Origin of the sequence: Streptosporangium carneum (assembly GCF_027922005.1) — a bacterium.
Lineage (GTDB): Bacteria > Actinomycetota > Actinomycetes > Streptosporangiales > Streptosporangiaceae > Streptosporangium > Streptosporangium carneum.
This window is the reverse complement of sequence record NZ_BSEV01000008.1, coordinates 241,892-261,047: the sequence shown is the minus strand read 5'-3', so window position 1 is coordinate 261,047 and position 19,156 is coordinate 241,892. Positions and strand designations below refer to the sequence as shown.

The 19,156-nt window shown below is 70.8% G+C and carries 15 protein-coding genes; 8 read left to right on the top strand and 7 right to left on the bottom strand.

The features are described 5' to 3' along the window. Positions 1 to 4 precede the first annotated feature (4 nt). Positions 5 to 2,713, top strand: a complete 2,709-nt coding sequence (locus PKF00_RS19825; RefSeq protein ID WP_271219054.1) for a GcvT family protein — start codon at positions 5 to 7, stop codon at positions 2,711 to 2,713. A gap of 40 nt (positions 2,714 to 2,753) precedes the next feature. Here PKF00_RS19825 and PKF00_RS19820 read toward each other — a convergent pair whose 3' ends face one another. From PKF00_RS19820 to PKF00_RS19810, 3 genes are read right to left on the bottom strand one after another with little or no spacing between them, the layout of a single operon-like run. After that, positions 2,754 to 3,419: an HAD-IA family hydrolase gene (locus PKF00_RS19820; RefSeq protein ID WP_271219053.1), complete on the bottom strand. Its 666-nt coding sequence runs from the start codon at positions 3,417 to 3,419 to the stop codon at positions 2,754 to 2,756. Next, on the bottom strand, positions 3,322 to 3,990 hold the full coding sequence (locus PKF00_RS19815; protein ID WP_271219052.1) for a thymidylate synthase family protein: 669 nt from the start codon (positions 3,988 to 3,990) through the stop codon (positions 3,322 to 3,324). Before PKF00_RS19815 ends, PKF00_RS19820 begins: the two co-directional genes overlap by 98 nt. A 51-nt stretch (positions 3,991 to 4,041) precedes the next feature. Continuing rightward, complete coding sequence (locus PKF00_RS19810; protein ID WP_271219051.1) at positions 4,042 to 4,746, bottom strand: hypothetical protein; 705 nt, start codon at positions 4,744 to 4,746, stop codon at positions 4,042 to 4,044. Between the two features lie 318 nt (positions 4,747 to 5,064). On the opposite strand from PKF00_RS19810, the gene PKF00_RS19805 reads away from it, so the two are divergent. The 3 genes from PKF00_RS19805 to PKF00_RS19795 are packed head-to-tail and all read left to right on the top strand — an operon-like array spanning position 5,065 to position 7,240. Beyond that, positions 5,065 to 5,415 carry a hypothetical protein gene (locus PKF00_RS19805; protein WP_271219050.1) on the top strand — a complete coding sequence of 117 codons (351 nt, stop codon included), beginning with the start codon at positions 5,065 to 5,067 and terminating at the stop codon, positions 5,413 to 5,415. A 53-nt stretch (positions 5,416 to 5,468) separates the two neighbouring features. After that, complete coding sequence (locus PKF00_RS19800) at positions 5,469 to 6,290, top strand: MEDS domain-containing protein (protein WP_271219049.1); 822 nt, start codon at positions 5,469 to 5,471, stop codon at positions 6,288 to 6,290. Further along, positions 6,287 to 7,240: a sensor histidine kinase gene (locus PKF00_RS19795; protein WP_271219048.1), complete on the top strand. Its 954-nt coding sequence runs from the start codon at positions 6,287 to 6,289 to the stop codon at positions 7,238 to 7,240. Before PKF00_RS19800 ends, PKF00_RS19795 begins: the two co-directional genes overlap by 4 nt. 186 nt (positions 7,241 to 7,426) lie before the next feature. On the opposite strand, the gene PKF00_RS19790 is transcribed toward PKF00_RS19795, so the two are convergent. The 3 genes from PKF00_RS19790 to PKF00_RS19780 all read right to left on the bottom strand — a co-directional run bounded on the left by PKF00_RS19790 (position 7,427) and on the right by PKF00_RS19780 (position 9,775). Then, positions 7,427 to 7,798, bottom strand: coding sequence for an STAS domain-containing protein (locus tag PKF00_RS19790; protein WP_271219047.1), 372 nt, complete (start codon positions 7,796 to 7,798; stop codon positions 7,427 to 7,429). 166 nt (positions 7,799 to 7,964) lie between these two features. Continuing rightward, a complete protein-coding gene (locus PKF00_RS19785; RefSeq protein WP_271219046.1) occupies positions 7,965 to 9,122 on the bottom strand; it encodes a sensor histidine kinase in 1,158 nt (385 codons plus the stop codon). After that, positions 9,119 to 9,775, bottom strand: a complete 657-nt coding sequence (locus PKF00_RS19780) for a response regulator transcription factor (protein WP_271219045.1) — start codon at positions 9,773 to 9,775, stop codon at positions 9,119 to 9,121. The genes PKF00_RS19785 and PKF00_RS19780 overlap by 4 nt, the downstream gene beginning before the upstream one ends. 172 nt (positions 9,776 to 9,947) lie before the next feature. Here PKF00_RS19780 and PKF00_RS19775 point away from each other — a divergent pair, with 172 nt between their 5' ends. From PKF00_RS19775 to PKF00_RS19765, 3 genes are all read left to right on the top strand, one after another. Beyond that, positions 9,948 to 11,486 carry a phospholipid carrier-dependent glycosyltransferase gene (locus PKF00_RS19775; RefSeq protein WP_271219044.1) on the top strand — a complete coding sequence of 513 codons (1,539 nt, stop codon included), beginning with the start codon at positions 9,948 to 9,950 and terminating at the stop codon, positions 11,484 to 11,486. A gap of 730 nt (positions 11,487 to 12,216) precedes the next feature. Continuing rightward, positions 12,217 to 14,832, top strand: a complete 2,616-nt coding sequence (locus tag PKF00_RS19770) for an RCC1 domain-containing protein (protein ID WP_271219043.1) — start codon at positions 12,217 to 12,219, stop codon at positions 14,830 to 14,832. A gap of 708 nt (positions 14,833 to 15,540) precedes the next feature. Next, positions 15,541 to 18,210 carry an RCC1 domain-containing protein gene (locus PKF00_RS19765; RefSeq protein ID WP_271219042.1) on the top strand — a complete coding sequence of 890 codons (2,670 nt, stop codon included), beginning with the start codon at positions 15,541 to 15,543 and terminating at the stop codon, positions 18,208 to 18,210. A gap of 80 nt (positions 18,211 to 18,290) precedes the next feature. Here the strand turns inward: PKF00_RS19765 and PKF00_RS19760 are convergent, their stop codons facing one another. After that, on the bottom strand, positions 18,291 to 18,680 hold the full coding sequence (locus PKF00_RS19760) for a winged helix-turn-helix transcriptional regulator (protein ID WP_271219041.1): 390 nt from the start codon (positions 18,678 to 18,680) through the stop codon (positions 18,291 to 18,293). 62 nt (positions 18,681 to 18,742) lie between these two features. Between PKF00_RS19760 and PKF00_RS19755 the strand changes: the two genes are divergently transcribed. Then, positions 18,743 to 19,144: a YybH family protein gene (locus tag PKF00_RS19755; protein WP_271219040.1), complete on the top strand. Its 402-nt coding sequence runs from the start codon at positions 18,743 to 18,745 to the stop codon at positions 19,142 to 19,144. Positions 19,145 to 19,156 lie beyond the last annotated feature (12 nt).

The following is a 19,156-nucleotide window of genomic DNA, read 5'->3' as shown; positions in this document are numbered from 1 at the left end:
GACCTTGAAACTTCCCAACTCCGCGCGGGCCGTCGTGATCGGCGGCGGGGTGGCCGGGTGCAGCGTCGCCTACCACCTGGCCAGGCTCGGCTGGACCGAGATCGTCCTGGTCGAGCGGCACGAGCTGACCGAGGGGACCACCTGGCACTCGGCCGGGTTCGTCGGCCAGCTCCGCTCGACCGTCACCCAGACAAAGATGATCATGTATTCGGCGGGGCTCTATCCCGAGCTGGCCGAGCTGACCGGGATGGACCCCGGCTGGCGCGGGGTCGGCGGACTGCGCCTGGCGACCACGCCCGAGCGGGTCGAGGAGTCCCTGCGTCTGGCGGGAGCGGGGGAGACCTACGGCCTGGACCTTTCCGTCCTGTCGGGCGCCGAGGCGGGCGAGATGCTGCCGCTGCTCGACGTGCGTGACGTGCGCGCCGCGCTCTGGCTGCCGGGGGACGGCTGGCTCGACCCGGCGCTGCTGGCCAGGGCGCTGGTCGCGGGAGCGGAGAAGCTGGGCGTGCGGATCCTTACCGGCACCCGGGTGACGGGGATCGAGGTGGTCGGCGGCGAGGTATCCGGGCTTCGCCTGGCGTCATGTGTGAAGCCGGGCACGGACACGGACATGGACATGGACATGGACACGGGCGTCGGCTCGGGCGTCGGCTCGGGTTCGGCCGGGGGCTCCGGGGCGAGATCGGGCGCGGAGGTCGGTCCGGGCTCAGGCTCGGGGGCGGAGGTCGGTCCGGGCTCGGGCGTCGGCTGGGAGGAGTGGTCGCTGCGGGCCGAGGTCGTGGTCATCGCGGCGGGAGCCGCCAGCGGGCGGGTCGGACGGCTGGCCGGGGTGGACATCCCGATCGTGCCGATCAAGCACCAGTACGTCGTCACCGAGCCCTTCGGGGTCCCCGCCTCGACGCCGACGGTCCGTGACCCGGACAACATCGTCTACTTCAGGGAGGAGGGCGGCGGGATCCTGGTGGGAGGCTACATCCGGACTCCCGAGATCTGGGACGTGGAACGCCCACTGGAGGAGCCCAGGACACTCTTCGCCCCGGACATGCCGAAATTTCAGGAGTCCTGGGAGTCGGCGACGCGGCGGGTTCCCGCGCTGGGCCGTACCTCGATCGTGAAGGTCGTCCACGGTCCCGAGGCCTTCACCCCGGACGGGGAGTTCCTGCTGGGGGAGACCCCGGTCAGGGGTCTGTGGACGGCGGCGGGGTTCTGCGTGCACGGCCTGGCGGCGGCGGGCGGCGTCGGCAAGGTCATGGCCGAGTGGATCGTGGACGGCACGCCCGAGTACGACGTGTTCGGCATGGACCTGCGCAGGTTCGGGACCCACGCCCGATCCGCCCGGTGGGCGCGGGCGAAGGCGCTGGACTCCTACTCCAAGTACTACGACATCGTCTACCCCGGCGAAGAGCGCACCGCCGCCAGGCCGCTGCGCCGTTCCCCCGCGTGGGTACGGCACGCGGAGCTGGGGGCGGTGTTCGGCGAGAAGGCGGGCTGGGAGCGGGTCAACTGGTTCGAGTCCAACGCCGTCCCGGTCGACGCCGTCCCGTCCGCCGAGGGCCAGGCCGACACGGGCCGGTCGGAACCGGGGCCGGCCGGCGGGCACGCGCCTGGGCGCACCGGCGGCCGGGGGCGTCCCGAGGGCTGGGCGGGCCGGATCTGGTCCTCGGCGATCCGTGCGGAGTGCCTGGCGACCCGGGACGCGGCGGGCCTGTTCGACCAGACCTCGTTCTCCAAGCTCGAGGTGTCGGGCGACCGCGCGCTGGAGGGGCTGCAGTGGGTGTGCGCGGGGCAGCTCGACCGGCCCCCCGGCTCCGTCGTCTACACCCAGCTGCTCAACGACCGCGGCGGCGTCGAGGCCGACCTGACCGTCACCCGCCTGGCCGAGGACCGCTTCCGCCTGGTCACCGGAACCGCCTTCGGCGTCCACGACGCGGCCTGGCTGCGCCGCCACGGCCTCGACGTCCGCGACGTCACCTCCGCCCACGCCTGCTACTGCCTGTGGGGTCCGCGCGCGCCGGCCGTCCTCGGCTCGCTCTCCGACGACGACCTGACCTTCGGATACATGAAGGCCAGGGAGATCACCGTCGGAAACGTCCCCGTGCTGGCCCAACGGGTGACGTTCGTCGGCGAGTTCGGCTGGGAGCTGTACTGCCCCTCGGAGTACGGCCTCACGCTGTGGGAGACGCTCATGGCGGCGGGCACGCCGTACGGCATGCGCCCGGCGGGCTACCGCGCGATCGACTCGATGCGCCTGGAGAAGGGGTACCGGGTCTGGGGCCTGGACGTCACCCCGGAGACCACCCCGTTCGAGGCGGGCCTGGACTTCGCGGTCGCCGGGGACAAGGACTTCCTCGGCAGGGCCGCGCTGGAGGCCTCCCGACGTCCCCGCTCCGGCGCGCCCGCCTCCGACGTGTCCGCGGACGATCTCGGCGGCGCTCCCGCCAGGCGGCTGTTCTGTCTCGTGCTCGACGACCCTCGCCAGGTCTGCCTGGGGGGCGAACCGGTCCGGGTGGACGGCAGGCCCGCCTCGCGCGTGACCAGCGGCGGGTACGGCCACCGGGTGGAGCGCTCGATCGCCTACGCCTACCTGCCCGAGGGCGTCGCCCCCGGCGACCGCGTCGAGGTCGGCGTCACCGGGGCCTGGATCGGCGCGGCCGTCGCCGCCGAACCCCTCTACGACCCGTCCTCCGAGCGGGTCAGGCGTCTGCCTGGCTGATCCGGGAAGAGGCCGGGCGGTTCTTCTTCTCGTGACCGCCCTACCGGACGGTCGCCAGGCCGTTGACGGTCCGGCGGACGGGGATGCCCGGCCAGGGGGCCGCTCCGGTGCGGTTCACCCAGCAGAAGTCCACCCCGGCCGCCTCCGCGCAGCCGCCGTCGCTCACCGGGGAGTCGCCGATCATCAGGGCGTCGCGGGCCCTGACGGCCAGCAGGTCCAGGGTGTGGTGGAGCAGCGCCCCGTCCGGCTTGCGCAGGCCGACCTCGGGCGCGATCACCACCTGCTCGAAGAACCCGCCGATGCGGGTACGGCGCAGCTTGGCCCGCTGGACGTGGGCGATGCCGTCGGTCACCAGAGCCAGCCTGAACCGCCGGGAGAGCCGCCGCAGCGCGGCCCTGGCCTCGGGGAACAGGGCCACGTTCCGGCCGAGCGCGTCCTCGAACGCGGACGCGACCGACGGCGGGGCGCCCATCCTGGCCCAGCGTTCGAGGCGCAGCTCCGCGAGGGTGATCCGGTGCTCCCGGTAGGCCGCCCACAGCGGCTCGTTCGCGGCGTGGAACGCCGTGAGGAACTCGGCGCGGCTCATCCGGAAGAAACGGCGGTGAACCTCATGAAGCGCGTCGCGCTCCGTCCGGGCGTAGTCGACCACGGTCCCGTCCAGGTCGACCAGCAGGACCCCGTACCGATGTCTCCCCGCCGAGCCCATCGCGCTCCGACAGCCGGAGGATCTCCCCGACCGCCGCCGCGTCCGCGGCGTAGATGTGGGGCACGTCGACGAAGACCCTCATTGATCCACAGCTCACCCCGAGGTCGTCCGCGACCTCGCCCTGGATACTACGCAGCGGAACGTAGTTCAGGTAGGAGGTGTACGCGTTCTGCGACCTGAAGGCGGCGGTCATCACCAGTCGTCCGTCGCGGAGCCTGAAGGCCAGGCTGGTCAGGCAGGGCACCGCGTCCGGCGACTCGCCGGGGGCGGTGAGGGAGATCCAGCCGCTCTTGGAGTACGGCTTGGCCCGCAGCACCCCGGCCACCCAGCGGAGCTGGTCCACGCCGAGGAAACGGCGCAGCCGCCCGCCGTAGCTGTACTTGAACGGGGGCACGACCGTGTTCTCGCTGAACTTCCTGCTGTACAGCGGGATCTTTCCCGCGTCGCCGTAGGAGCGCAGTATCGGGTCCTCCCAGCCGAGTCCCGCGATCTCGAACAGCACCGCCGGGGCTTCGATGATCGGGCCCCGGTCGTCCTCGGCGGGCCCGCCGTTGTTCCTCACGTGTCGCATTAACCAGATCCACGTCTCCCCACAAGACACGAATCTGAGAAGGTCGGGCATTCAGGTCTCCACATTGGGGAAATGGAAGGGATTCTGTGGGAGCCGGCGCTGCCGGGAGACATTGGCGCGGACGTAGTACGCGAAGTAGTGCACCAGCGCCAGCAGCCCGATCACCACGGCCAGGAGCGCGGCGTCGGGGTCGGCGCCGACCAGGCCGAGCACGCCGACGGCGATGTAGGAGCCGTTGACGAGGGCGAGCATCATGACGTTGATCCCCGGCCAGGCGAGCGGGGCGTAGGTCTCCGGATAGCGGGGGTCGACCGGCAGGTTGGGGGTCCAGCCGAGGGCCGAGAAGTGGTCCTTGAGCTGGACCACGTAGAGCAGGCGGAAGTTGTTGAGCGCCCGCGCGGTCCGCATGTGCGCGTTCACCGCCTCGATCAGACGCAGGAACGGCAGGACGCTCAGCAGCCCGAAGGCGGCGACCACGGCGAACAGGTACCACGGGACCCTGTCCCACGAGGCCAGCGCCGCGGGGTCGATCACCTTCGTGCTCGCCAGCGCGATCGTGGCGGCGAAGGGCGCGGCGAGCAGGCTCATGGAGAGCCGGGTCATCTTGAGCCGCTCGTCCTTGGCGGCGAGGTAGACGTTGTAGGTTCCCGCGAAGTCCACGGACACCAGCTGGACGAACTCCCGGGGCTCGACGGGCAGCCCGTCGAGCCGCTCGGGCAGAGCCTCCGCGGTCTTCCGCGGCACCGTCTTCCGCATCGGGACCCCACTTTCGAGGAATAGTGGATTTTCCCGTAAGAAGATTTTGGCTCACTTACCAGTTTGATGTGTGCGATTTACTCACATGCCTCTTGGAACTTCTCGGGTGGAGGGACTCGGGGTTACCGCGGTCGCGGGAAATCCAGGTCGGTCCTGCCGGGCGGACAGCCGCCACGGCAGGGTGAGGGAACCGGCCGGGGATGCGCGGCGGCCGCTGTCGCCGCTGCCGCCGTACGCGCAGTGACCACGCGTGGCGGACAGGGTCAAATCGGTGACACCGGAGGGCGGCGGGCGGGGCGGCCTGCGTAGGCTCGGGACGTGGATGAGAGCCAGGAGTACACCAGGTACCGCCAGGACGCGGCGGTCCTCGCCGAGATCGGCCGTTTCCTCGGACCCCAGGTCACGCGCCTCACCGTCCGCCTCTCCAGGGACCTGGCCGGGACCGCGATCGCCGCGTGGGAGCGCGACGAGGAGGGCGAGGTGGGGCGGGAGACACCGGAGCAGGCCCGCGTCCGCGACCGCGCGGCGTCGCTGGCGCTGATCGGCCTGGCGGTGTCGGACCGGGGCGTCGCCTCGGGGGACGAGGTCGTCGTCGAGCTCGACGTGACCGAGGTGGCGGCGGCCCTGCTGGCCGCCTACGACGAGGACGTCATCCCTCTGGAGTCGTAGGAGGGCACTAGGCTACGCCGGGGGTGTCGCTGCGAGGGCGAGGTGGGTTCGCGGTGCGGAAGTCAGGCGTCACGCCGACGCTCGATCTGGTCGACGTCGGCGAGCACGTGTGCTGGACCGTCGACCCGCTCCAGGGATACGCGGCCGCCACCTCGGCGTTCCTGGCGGACGGCGAGCTCTTCGGCGACAAGGTGGTCATCGTCGGGTCGCCGCTCGCCCCCTTCCCGCCCGCGGGCGTCCCGAGGGACGCCGTCCTCGTCGACCCGCGCTCGGTCCGCGGCGACGGCCCGACGCCCGACCTGGGGTCGATGCGGGGCCTCGTGCGGCGCGAGGCGGACATGGCGGGACGCCAGGGCTACCGCGCCCTTCGCGTGCTCGCCGTGATGGACCAGCTCGTGTCGCCGGAGGTCGGCCCGGACGTGCTGATCGACCACGAGCTGCGCCTCGACGAGCTCGTCGCCGACAGCGAGGCCATCATGGTCTGCGCCTACGGCCGTGACCGTTTCGGCGCGGCCATCCTGGACCAGGTCGCATGTGTGCACCCACGTGAACTGGGTAACGGACGTTCTGGACCGTCGTTTCGGATGTTCAACTCGGGCCCGGACAGCTGGACCGTGTGCGGAGTGGTCGACTCCGACGGAGCCGCCGCGTTCGGCGCGGCCCTGGTCGCCGCGACGGCGCTCTCGCCGGTGCTACGGCTCCGCCTCGACGAGCTGGAGCTGATGGACGCCGCCGGGATGCGCGCGCTCGCGGAGACCGCCGTGGGCGGCTCGGTCCGCCGGATCACGGTCGAGGGCGCGAACCCGACAGTGAGGGCGTGCTGGGAGATGCTCGGCTACAGCAACTGCGAGATACCCGTGGAGCTGACGCCATGACCACCGAGACGACCGGCGTGGCGGACGCGGCGGGTCTCCGTCACGAGATCTACTCCTACTCGGGTGAGGCGCAGTTCCTCACCGGAGTCCTGTCCTTCATCGACGACGCCCTGGCGGCGGACGAGGTCGTCCTGGTGTCCGTCCCCAAGGACAGGGAACGGATGCTCCGCGACGAGCTGACCGGGCCCGACCCGAGCGTGGTGTTCATGGACACCTCGGCGCTCGGCCGCAATCCCGCCCGGCTCATCCCCGCCTGGCAGCGGTGGATCAGCGAGCGGGCCGGAGAGGGCAGGCCGGTGCGCGGCATCGGCGAGACCGACTGGAACGGGCGCGGCACCGCGGAGATCGAGGAGCTGCGTTACCACGAGTGGCTGCTCAACCTGGCCTTCACCGGCTCGCCCGCCTGGTGGCTGCTGTGTCCCTACGACACCGGCACGGTCGATCCCGAGATCATCCGGGGCGTCAGCAGGTGTCACCCGTTCGCCCTGGGGGACGGAGGGCACCGGCAGGTCCCCGGCTTCGTCCAGGAGCCCTTCGTCTGGGACGACCTTGAGCCCGCCTGCGACCCCTTCGAGGAGTTCTCCTACACCAGGGGAGACCTCGCGGCGGTCCGCGACAAGGTGGTCGCCTGCGTGACGCCGTACGGCCTGGAGGGCGACAGGCTGCGGGAGACCCTCGTCGCGGTCACCGAGGTGGCGGGCAACAGCATCGCGCACGGCGGTGGGCGGGGGACCCTCCGCACCTGGGTACGGCAGGGCACGCTCGTCTGCGAGTTCAGGGACGAGGGGGTGATGAGCGACCCCATGATCGGCCGCAGGGCTCCCGACGCCCGCTCGCTGCACGGCCGGGGCATGTGGCTGGTCCACCAGCTGTGCGACCTGGTGCAGATCCGCTCGACCCCCGAGACGGGAACGATCATCCGCCTCCACATCGCCCTTCCCCGGCCCTGACCGACGCCCGCCTCCCGGCCGCGACCGGATCCGAGGCCCGTCTTCCGGCCACGACCGGGTCCGCGTCCGGCTCCCGGCTTTCGGCCCTCGGCCGCGCCCGGGTCCGCGCCCGGCTCCGGCTCCGGCTCCGGCTCCCGGCGAGAACCCCGCGGAGCGTCCCTCGGGCCCGCCCCGTACGGGGCGATCTCACCGTTCCTCCAGGGCCTCCTCCACCGAGGAGGACAGCTCGAAGAACTGCAGCAGCCCCGTGGTGGTCAGCATGTGCCGCAGTGTGCGGTTCGCACCCGCCAGGACGAGGTGAGTGCCGGTCTCCTTGCTCCGGTGCAGCGCCCACAGCAGCTCGGCGAGGCCCGTCGAGTCGCAGAAGGTGAGGCCGGTGAGATCGAGGATGATCGAGGGGGAGGGGTCCGCGCCCGTGCCGGCGCCCCAGAGCTCGCTGAGCTCCTGCCGGAACATCGGCGCGTAGTCGTAGTCGAGTTCGCCGACGGCACAGATCACGATGGCGTTCCCCCGCGAGCCCGACGACAGAAACAGCGCGCTCGCACTCTCCGATGACATGGGAAAACTCCTTAGGCCCGCGGTTCACAGGGCGGGCGTTCCCCCCGTCCTACCAGGTATTCGGACTCAGCGTCGATGCGGGTCGGGATTCGATGATAATTGACGCTACTTCAAGGCATTTGTCGGAATTTCCGTACGGACAGAGCGCCTTGTCCGTCGCCCCAGGTCAGGTCGGCGGGGCGTCGAGGAGTTCGACGGTTATGGTGAGGCCGCCCTCCTCGCGGGGGCGGGCGGTGACCGTGCCGTCGTGGGCGTTGGCGATGGCTCGGACGATCGACAGCCCCAGACCGCTGCCGCGTTCCGAGCGCAGCCGGTCGCCGTGGAGCCTGCGGAAGGGCTCGAAGATCGTTTCGATCTCGTACGGCGGGACCTGGAGCCCGGTGTTCGCCACGACCAGCTCGGCCACGCCCGCACGCTGCCTGGTGGTCACCCACACCTCGCCGCCCGCCTGGTTGTGCCTGATCGCGTTCTCCACGAGGTTCTGCACGAGCCGTTCCAGCAGCACCGGGTCCCCGGCCGTCGGCGTGGTGTCCAGCAGCCGGTGCAGGGTCACCTCGCGCTCCTCCGCCTCGGCCCCCGCCTGGTCGAGGACGTGCTCGACCACGTCCGTCAGGTCGAAGGGACGCCGGTCGATGACCGTCTGCTCGCCCTCCGCCAGGGCGAGCAGCCCGTCGATCAGCCGTTCGTGCCGGGTGTTGACCAGTAACAGGGACTCGCCGAGCCGTCTGACGTCCTCGGTCGCGTCCGGCCGCCTGACCGCCACGTCCACCAGCGTCCGGTTGATGGTGAGCGGGGTGCGCAGCTCGTGCGAGGCGTTGGCGACGAAGCGGCGCTGACCGTCGAAGGCGCGGGCCAGCCGGGCGAGCATGGTGTCGAAGATGTCGGCGAGTTCGGCCACCCCCTCACGAGGCCCGGTGTAGGCGATGCGCTCGGTGAGGTCGTGGCTCTGGGCGACCCGTCTGGCGGTCTCCGTCACCTTCTGGACAGGGCGCAGCGCCCAGCGGCCCGCCCACCAGCCGAACCAGACCGCTCCCGCGCCGGTCACGACGAGCACGAAGCCTCCCACGTTGAGCAGCGTGCTCAGCGTGTCCCGCTGGTAGATGCGCCGCGTCTGCTCCACCCGCTTGACGGCCACCTCGTACTCAGGGGTCCGACGCTGGTAGTAGCCGTTCGGGACCATGATGTACTCCGGCTGTCCCAGCCCGTCGCGAGGCTCCAGGCTGTTGCGCACCAGGAAGTAGATGCCTCCGAGCAGCACGGACCCCACAAGGAGGAAGATCCCGCCGCAGGCCAGTGCGAACCGCGTCCGGATGGTCGGCTTCATGGAATGCGGTACCCCACCCCGGGGACGGTCTCGACGACGGGAGGATCGCCCAGCTTGCGGCGCAGCTTCATCACCGTCATCCGCACGGCGTTGGTGAAGGGGTCGATGTGCTCGTCCCACACCTTCTCCAACAGGTCCTCGGTGGAGACGACCGCCCCACCCGCCCGCAGCAACTCGGCGAGCACGCCGAACTCCTTGCGCGCCAGCGGCACGTACCGCCCTTCGCGGAAGACCTGCCGGTGGGCGCTGTCCAGCCGCACGCCCGCCCGTTCCAGCATCGGCGGATCGGCGGGCCTGGCCCGACGGCCCAGCGCGTGCACGCGGGCGACCAACTCCTCGAAGGCGAACGGCTTCGGCAGGTAGTCGTCGGCGCCGAGGGACAGCCCCGCCACGCGGGAGCGGACGTCGGCCGCGGCGGTGAGCATCAGAATCCTGACGAGGGCCCCCGAGCCGATGACGGCCCTGCAGACGTCGTCGCCGTGCACGAGAGGCAGGTCCCGGTCCAGGACCAGCACGTCGTAGGCGTGGAGACCGAGCCGTTCGAGCGCGGCGTCACCGTCGTAGGCGATGTCGACGGCCAGGGCCTCCGCGCGCAGGCCTTCGGCGATCGAGTCGGCGAGCATGCGTTCGTCTTCGACGACCAATACGCGCAACGACCCCTCCCCCTGAACGCCCCGACGCGCACAGAACGCGCGTTCCGCCCAGCGTGCCGCAAGTCGTATAACGCGGGCGTAACCAGTTTCGGTGACGCCCAGGTTAGCGATCATTCGCTCTACTCCACCACCGGTGAGGGCGACCGTCCCCGCCGGAACAGGAGATCGACCGATGCCCCATCCGGAGTCGCCCGCCCCACCCGCCGCACCGGGGACGTCCGGTCCGCCCGCCGCACCGGAGTCGCCCGCCCCGCCCGCCGTACCGGAGACGCGTGACCCGCACGTTCCCCCGGAGGCGTACGGACCTCTCATCCCACCGGAAGGGCACGGCCCGTCCGCTCCGCGCCGAGGGGACGGCCGACTCCGCCGAGCCCTCGCGGACCACTGGCTGTTCGCGCTGGTCGTCGCGGCGGCGGCGGCGCTGCGGGCGGTGACCATGCTGGGCTACCGGCCCGCCCAGCTCTACTGGTACGACTCCTTCACCTACCTCGACACCGCCGTGCACATGAGGCCGTCCGGGCAGTTCCACCCGACCGGTTACCCCTTCCTGCTGTGGTTGCTGCGTCCCTTCCACAGCGTCGAGGTGATCGCGGGCGTCCAGCACGCCATGGGGCTGTGCATCGGCCTGATGGTCTACGCGACACTGCGGCGCCGGTCGCTTCCCGCGTGGGGGGCGACGGCGGCCACGCTGCCCGTCCTGTTCGACCCGGCGTTCCTGAGGCTGGAGCACGCCGTCCTGTCGGACACGCAGCTCATCTTCCTGGTCACGGCCGCGCTCACGGTTCTGCTGTGGCGTCGTGAGCCGTCGGTCACGGCCGCCGCAGGCGCGGGCCTGCTGCTCGCGCTCGCCGGGCTCACCCGGACGGTCGCGGTACCCCTCCTGGGCCTGTTCCTGCTCCACCTCCTGGTGCGCCGCATCGGTCGGCGGCCCGTGGCGGCGCTCGCGCTGGCCGCGATCCTGCCGTTGACGGCCTACGCGGGCTGGTACGCCGCGCACCACGGCAGGTTCGCGCTCAGCGGTTCCGACGGCGTGGCACTGTGGGCGCGCACCATGACCTTCGCCGACTGCTCGGTGATCGAACCGCCGACGCGGGAGGCCGGACTGTGTCCGAACGGCTCGGTCGTCGACGCCGCCTCCGAGTACGTCTGGGCCCCGGGCTCCTCGCTCAACAAACTGCCCGGTGACCGGTTCTCCCACAACGACCTGGCCCGCTCCTTCGCCCTGCGCGCCATCGCCGCCCAGCCGCTCGACTATCTCCGCGAGGTCGTCAGGGACACCTCCCTCACCTTCGCCTGGACTCCGGTCGCCCACCCCAAACGGGTCAACGCCTCCCTCACCTTTCCCAGGGGGAGCTGGCCGCTGCCCGACTTCCCGCTGATCGACCAGGTCCGTCGTGAGTACGACTCGGACATCCGCGGCATGTACTCCGTCGAGCCGTACGCGAGCCTGCTGGCGGCCTACCGCTACCCCGCGTATCTGCACGGCCCGCTGCTGGGCGCGGTCCTGCTGCTGGGCGTGCTCGGCGCACTGCCACGGCGTCGCCAGGCCCTGCTGCCCTGGGCCGTCGCGATGTTCCTGCTTGTCGCGCCGGTCGCCGTCCTCGACTTCGACCACCGATACGTCCTGCCGGTCTTCCCGGTGGCCTGCCTCGCCGCCGCCCTGGCCCTCGCGGGCTCCCGTACGGCGTCCGGGGGAGGGCGGCGTGGATGAGTCGCCCGGTCGTCCCCGTGTCGCATCCGCGCCCTGAGAACCGCCGGCTTCGCCCTCGCGGCGGGGAAGGGATTTTCCGCGCCGCAGGGGACGCCCGGACACGTTTCTTTCTGATCTGTTTCACCGGATGTTTCGTTCGGCTCCGCCTCGTGCGGGAATCCGCCACTCCGGACGTGCCCCGTTTTCGAGGAGAAAGTGTGCTGCGTGCGTTCTTTTCACGGTGGTGGAATCAGCCGGGCACGTGCCGCGAGAGTCGCCCTTCTCCCAGTGTGAAGGCATACGAAGACCGCGTGGACACGGAGTGCGGCGGACGGCCGGGCGTCGGAGGGCCATCACTTCTATGACGTTCTTCGGCCGCTGTCAAGCGCATTTGAATGAGCCGTTGAGTGCTGGCTCCGTTCTGCCGTGAATCGATGCAATGACTCCGCGCGTTCGCCTAATGGCCGACCGTGTAAATCGCTTTTTCGCTTGATTTTAGAGCGGGTGATCGGCCTATGCTGACTCGCCGAGTTTGTTGTTTTCGTGACACATGTCGATTGTGCGAGTAACGGGTCTTCCGACGGTGGTGACGCCTCGGACCGATGTGCTCGGGTGGGCATGCCGCCGCTGGTCGGCATGCCCGGGATCACTGACTGCAAGGCTCTGAACTCGTGCGTCGCGAAAGACGCCAGAGGAGAATTCGTTGTCAGCTCACTCCAATGCTCGGGATCGCGGAAGGTCACGGTCGTCGATGCGGCGGCTCGCCGCGGCCGTGCTCGCCGTGACCGTCGGCACGCTGTCGGCTGTGACACCGGCGGGCCCCGCCTCGGCCGAACCGGTCCCGGCGTACGACCACAGCAAGGACAAGGGGAAAGCACCGGGCACGCACGGCCCGCTTCCCGAGGGCTTCTCCACGACCCAGCTCACGGTGAAGTTCAAGCCAGATCTGACCGTACGGCTCCGCGGTCAGAAACTGGTCGCGGAGAACACCGCCGACGCCGCCGAGGTGCAGCGGGTGCTGGCCAAGCACAAGGGCGCGTCGATCAGGCCGTTGTCGCGCACGTCCGAGGAGAAGGTCACCCGGCAGCGCCTCCAGTTGGAGAAGCGGACCGGCCGTGAGCTGCCTGACCTGAACTCGTGGTTCGTCGTCACCGTTCCCGAGGGCATCGAGTCGCTGCTGGGCGACCTGAACGCCCTGCCGTCGGTGGAGATCGCCCAGGCCAGGCCGAACCTGGCGTCTCCCAGCGAGCCGTTGAGCTCGCACCAGAAGTACCGCAACGCGGCCAACTCCGTACAGGGCGGAGGGGTCGACGCCGAGTACGCCAACGCGCAGCCCGGCGGCAAGGGCGACGGCATCACGGTCACCGACCTCGAGGTGCAGAGCACGGTGCTCCCGAACCAGGGGCCGCAGTCGATCTCCGCGGGCGACGAGCACACGCTGATGATGGCGTGGGGCGCGTTGGGGGCCGGGAATGTGTGGGCGTGGGGCGACAACTCCCAGGGCCAGCTCGGCATCGGGAACACCACGACCAAGAAGGTCCCGGTGCGGATCCCCACTCTGACCGGCGTCAGCGCCGTCTCCGCCGGCAACGGTTTCTCGGTCGCGCTGAAGCTCGACGGCACCGTGTGGGCCTGGGGCGACAACAGCCAGGGCCAGCTCGGCAACGGCACCGTCGTCGACAGCTCGGTCCCGGTGCAGGTCACCGGCATCACCAACGCGGTCGGCGTGAGCGCGGGCGCCGGCCACGTCCTGGCCGTCCTGTCGAACGGCACCGTCAAGGCCTGGGGTGACAACAGCCAGCGCCAGCTCGGCTACGGCACCACGGGCGCCGACTCCTCGACCGCGACCGTCGTCCCCGGCCTCACGGGCGTGTCCACCGTGTTCGGCAGCGTCGCGGCGGGAACCGCCCACTCGGTCGCCCTGCTCTCCGGCGGCACGGTCAAGGCCTGGGGTGACAACAGCCAGGGGCAGCTCGGCGACGGCACCACCACTGACCGGACCTCCCCTGTCACCGTCTTCGGCCTGACCGGCGTCAGCCAGGTCAGCAGCCGCGCCGACCACGTGCTCGCCCTGCTCACCAGCGGCACGGTCAAGGCGTGGGGCGACAACTCCCAGGGGCAGATCGGCAACGGCACCGTCGTCGACAGGAAGACCCCGGTCGCGGTGTCCGGCCTGGCCAACGTCAGCAGCGTCTCCGCGGGCTCCCTGCACAGCGCCGTCACGACGGCGTCGGCCGGTTCGCCCGCGACGACGTACACCTGGGGCGACAACGCCCAGGGGCAGCTCGGCAACGGCACCGTCGTCGACTCCACCACCCCCGTCGCGCTCTCCCTGTCCGCTGACACGATCGCGGCGGGCCTGGCGCACACCGTCAGCAAGGTCAGCCCGGTGTTCCACGTCTGGGGCTCCAACGGCAGCGGGCGGCTCGGCGACGGCACCACCACCTCCCGGACCGGTCCGACCCCGCTGCTCGGGGTGACCAACTCGTGGAACATGTGCCACGAGGACCTGGCCGGGCGTGTCGCGACCGGTGCGGTGGTCCAGTCGCCGACCATGTTCGGCGACCCGTGCTCCAACGACTTCGCGGTGCAGCACGGCACCGCCGTCGCCGGGGTCATCGGCGCCCAGGACGACAACGGGGTCGGCATGGCGGGCATCGCGCCGCACGCCAAGCTGCACCTGACCGGCACCGACATTCCCGACTCCGTCGCCTACGCCACCGCGCACTCCGTGCCGGGCGACGTGTTCGTGTACGAGAGCGCGATACCGATCTCCGGTCCCTGGTATCCCTGGGAGCTGGAAAGCAGCGTCTACGACCAGACGGTGCTGGCGACCGCGGCCGGGGTGACCGTGGTCGAGGCGGCGGGCAACGGCGGCAACGACCTCGACGACCCGACCGACCCCTACGCCGTCACCGTCATGGGACGTCCCGACTCCGGCGCCGTCATGGTCGGCGCGGGAGCGCCGCCGAGCCCCGGCGGGACGAACTGCACCGGGTCCACCCCTGCCGCCGAGCGGACCGCGCTGTCGTTCTCCACGTACGGCTCGCGCGTCGACGTCCAGGCCTACGGCGCGTGCGTGGCGACCCTGGGCGTTCCCGGCTGGCAGGACCTGACCCCCTCGGAGACCGATCCGACCAAGATGTACGCGCCCTACTTCAGCGGCACCTCCAGCGCCAGCGCCGTCGTCGCCGGCGCGGTGGCCGACCTCCAGGGAGTCGCCAAGGCGGCGAGCGGGGTGCTCACCCCGGCCCAGGTCCGCGACACCCTCAAACTGACCGGCACGCCGCAGCCCGCCGGCGACCCCCACCACATCGGCCCCCAACCGGACCTGCACGCCGCCATCGACGCCATCCTGGCTCCGTAGCGGATCACCGTGCGCTCCGGCCCCGCGCTGAACGACGCGGGGCCGGGACCCGTCGCCCGCCGACACACTCGACCCGCTGTGGGCCGTCAGGACGCGTTCCTTTCCGCTCTCATTCACCTGGGTTTCGCCTGGCTCAACCTCATGGCCGACGCCGTCGGCTGCGGCCACCGCGTGATCTTCGGTGTCTTCACAAACTTCGCGTAATCACGGAGTGGCCGTTCTCGTGCGACCTCGACCCCAAAAGTCGCGAAGTGTCACCGGAACCCTGAACCGGCCGGGCGCTTGCCGTAGGAGTCCGGTGTCGCGGCGTGACGGCGCGAGACGGCAGGGTGGAAATGAGTGCGACAGGTGACCGGGCGGCGAGGGCGATCTTTTCTACGACTTTTCCCCGGCCCTGTCAACCGTGCCGAAATTAACTTTCCGACGACAGGTCGACATTGCAGGAATCGATGAAATGACTCCGCGTGTCCGCTCGGCGTCCGACCGTGTAAATCGGTTACCCGCTTGATTTTCGTGTGGGTGATCAGCCTATGCTGACTCGCCGGGTCTGCAGGTTTCACCACATATGTCGATTGTGTGATTAACGGGTCTCCCGGCGGCCTCGGATTGATGTTCTCAGGAAGCATGCCGCCGCCGATCGGAATGTCCCGGTAACCGGATGTGACGCTCTGAACTCATGCGGCATTGAGGGCTCCATAGGAGAATTCGTTGTCAGTTCACTCCAATGTCCGGGACCGTGGAAGGTCTCAGACAGCACGACGGCGGCTCGCCGCGGCCCTGCTCACCGTGACCTTCGGCATGGTGCCGGGAGTGGTCTCGGCCGGACCGGCCTCGGCCGAACCCGCTCCCCCCTACGACCACAGCAAGGAGAAGGGGGTCGCGCCGGGGACGCACGGGCCGCTTCCCAAAGGGTTCTCCAGAACCCAGCTGTCGGTGAAGTTCAAGCCCGACCTGGTCGTACGGCTGCGCGACCGCAAGCTGGTCGCGGAGGACGCGGCCGACGCCTCCGAGATCCAGCGGGTGCTGGCCAGGTACAAGGGCGCGTCGATCAGGCCGCTGTCGTCCACCCCTGAGACGAAGGTCACCGAGCGGCGCCTCCAGTTGGAGAAGAAGACCGGTCGCAGACTCCCCGACCTGAACTCGTGGTTCGTCGTCACCGTTCCCGAGGGCGTCGAGCCGCTGCTGAAAGACCTGAACGCCCTGCCGTCGGTCGAGATCGCCCAGGCCAAGCCCATCCCGGTGTCGCCCACCGAGCCGCTAAGCTCGCACCAGAAGTACCGCAACGCGGCCAACTCCGTACAGGGCGGAGGGGTCGACGCCGAGTACGCCAACGCGCAGCCCGGCGGCAAGGGCGACGGCATCACCGTCACCGACCTCGAGGTCCAGTCCACGGTGATCCCCGGCTACGGGCCGCAGACCATCGCCGCGGGCAACGACCACTCGCTGGCGCTTCTGTGGGGTGCTTCCGGCGGAGAGGCGTGGGCGTGGGGTGACAACGCCCAGGGCCAGCTCGGTCTGGGCCACACCACGGGCAGGAAGGTCCCGTCACGGGTTCCCGGCCTGACCGGTGTCCAGTCCGTCTCCGCCGGCAACGGTTACTCGGTCGCAATGAAGATCGACGGCACCGTGTGGGCCTGGGGCGACAACAGCCAGGGGCAGCTCGGCAACGGCACCTTCACCGACAGCCTGGTCCCGGTGCAGGTCACCGGCATCACCAACGCGATGGCGGTGAGCGCGGGCGCGGGCCATGTCCTGGCCGTCCTGTCCGACGGCACCGTCAAGGCCTGGGGCGACAACAGCCAGCGCCAGCTCGGCTACGGCAGCACGGGCTTCGACTCCTCGACCGCGACCACCGTTCCCGGCCTCACGGGTGTGTTCGCCGGAAGCGGCGGTGTCGCGGCGGGAGGCGGCAACTCGGTCGCCCTGCTGTCCGCAGGCACGGTCAAGGCGTGGGGCGACAACAGCCAGGGCCAGATCGGCGACGGCACCGTCATCGACCGGCTCTCCCCGACCACCGTCCCCGGGCTGAGCGGCGTCACCCAGGTCAGCAGCCGCGGCGACCACGTTCTCGCCGTGCTGTCCGCAGGCACGGTCAAGGCGTGGGGCGACAACAGCCAGGGCCAGATCGGCGACGGCACCCTGACCGACAGGAAGACCCCGACCACCGTCCCCGGCCTGAGCAACGTCAACAGCGTTTCCGCGGGCTCCCTGCACAGCGTCGCCACGACGTCGTCGTCCGGCACGCCCACGGCGACGTACACCTGGGGCGACAACGCCCAGGGCCAGCTCGGCAACGGCACCACCGTCGACTCCAAGACGCCCGTCGCGACCTCCGTGTCCGCCGACTGGATCGCGGCGGGCCTGTCCCACACCCTCACCAAGGTCACCCCGACCTTCCACGTCTGGGGTTCCAACGGCAGCGGCCGGCTCGGCGACGGCACCACCGTCTCCCGGACCAGCCCGACCCAGCTGAGCGGGGTGACCACCCGGTGGAACCTGTGTCATGAGGACCTCGCCGGGCGCGTCGCGACCGGCGCGGTGGTGCAGCTGCCGTCCATGTTCGGCGACCCGTGCTCCAACGACGTCTCGGTCTACCACGGCACCTCCGTCGCCGGGGTGATCGGCGCCAAGGACGACAACGGGGTCGGCATGGCGGGCATCGCGCCGCACGCCACGCTGCACCTGACCGGCACCGACATCTCCGACCCCGTCGCCTACGCCACCTCGACTTCCGGACCCGGTGACGTGATCCTGTACGAGCTCGCGGTGGTGCCCGGCAACCTCGACGAAGGCTGGTACCCCTGGGAGGTGGACAGCAGCATCTACGACCAGACGGTGCTGGCCACCGCGGCCGGGGTGACCGTGGTCGAGGCGGCGGGCAACGGCGGCAACGACCTCGACGACCCGACCGACGCCTACGCCGCCACCTTCATGGGGCGTCCCGACTCCGGCGCCATCGTGGTCGGGGCGGGCGCGCCGCCCAGCCCCGGCGGGACGAACTGCCTCGGCTCCTCCCCGCCCGCCGAGCGGACCGCCATGTCGTTCTCCACGTACGGCTCACGCGTGGACGTTCAGGCCTACGGCGCGTGCGTGGCGACCCTGGGCACCACCAGCTCCAACGACCTGACCCCGTCGGTGACCGATCCGACCAAGATGTACACCGGCGTCTTCAGCGGCACCTCCAGCGCCAGCGCCGTCGTCGCCGGCGCGGTGGCCGACCTGCAGGGCGTGGCCAAGGCGGCGACCGGGGTGCTCACCCCGGCCCAGGTCCGCGACACCCTCAAACTGACCGGCACGCCGCAGGCCACCGGCGACCCCCACCACATCGGCCCGCAACCCGACCTGCACGCGGCCATCGACGACATCCTGGCTCCGTAGCGGAACATCTTGCGTCCCGGCCCCCGCGTCGTCCGACGCGGGGGCCGGGACATGTCCTGCGAACTCTCGCGCCGGCGCGATCAGGGCTCGGACGCCGGGGGCGGCTGCTGGGCGCCCCAGTCCCAGAGCGCCTGGAGGACGGGGCCGAGGCGTCGTCCGTGGGGCGTGAGCCCGTAGTGGGTGCGGGGCGGCCAGTCGGCCTGACGGCGGCGGTCCAGGACACCGACCTGGACGAGGTGCGCCAGCCGGTCGGACAGCACCTTGTCCGACAGCGCGGGCAGCGCCTGGCGGAGTTCGCTGAAGGTGCGGTCGCCGCGCAGAAGCTCGCGGATCACGAGGGTCGTCCAGCGACCGCGCAGGGCCGCGAGGGTGACCTCCACCGGACAGGACGGGGTGGGTTCGCCGACGCTCGCGAGAGGGTCGTCGGGCAGGCCCGGCCGGGGCGGGTGGCCAACCGTTTGGTGAGTCACGAGAGCGCCTCCTAGCGTTTCCGCGTCTCGGTGATTTCTACCCGCTGAAAGGACGTGCGGTGATGACGCGACGACTGGCAGACCGTCCCGAGGACGTGCCCCTGGTGTTCGCCGAGCGGTTCAACAGCGGTGATCCGGCGGCGGTGGCGGAGGTGTACGAGAGCGGGGCGGTGTTCGTCCCCGAGCCGGGCTCCCCACTGACCGGACCCCAGGCCCATGCCGCCAACGAGGAGTTCATGAGCATCGGGGCGCCGATCGCCGTCCGGCCGCGGCACGTCTACACCGCCGGCGACATCGCGCTGCTGATCGTGGACTGGACCATCGACGGCACGGACCGTGACGGCCGCCCCGTGCACGTGGAGGGCACCGCCACCGACGTCGCCCGGCGCGGACAGGACGGGCACTGGCGTTACGTCGTCGACAACCCGTTCGGCGTGGGCCCGGAAGGCGATGACCCGCGGTGACACCGCGTACCG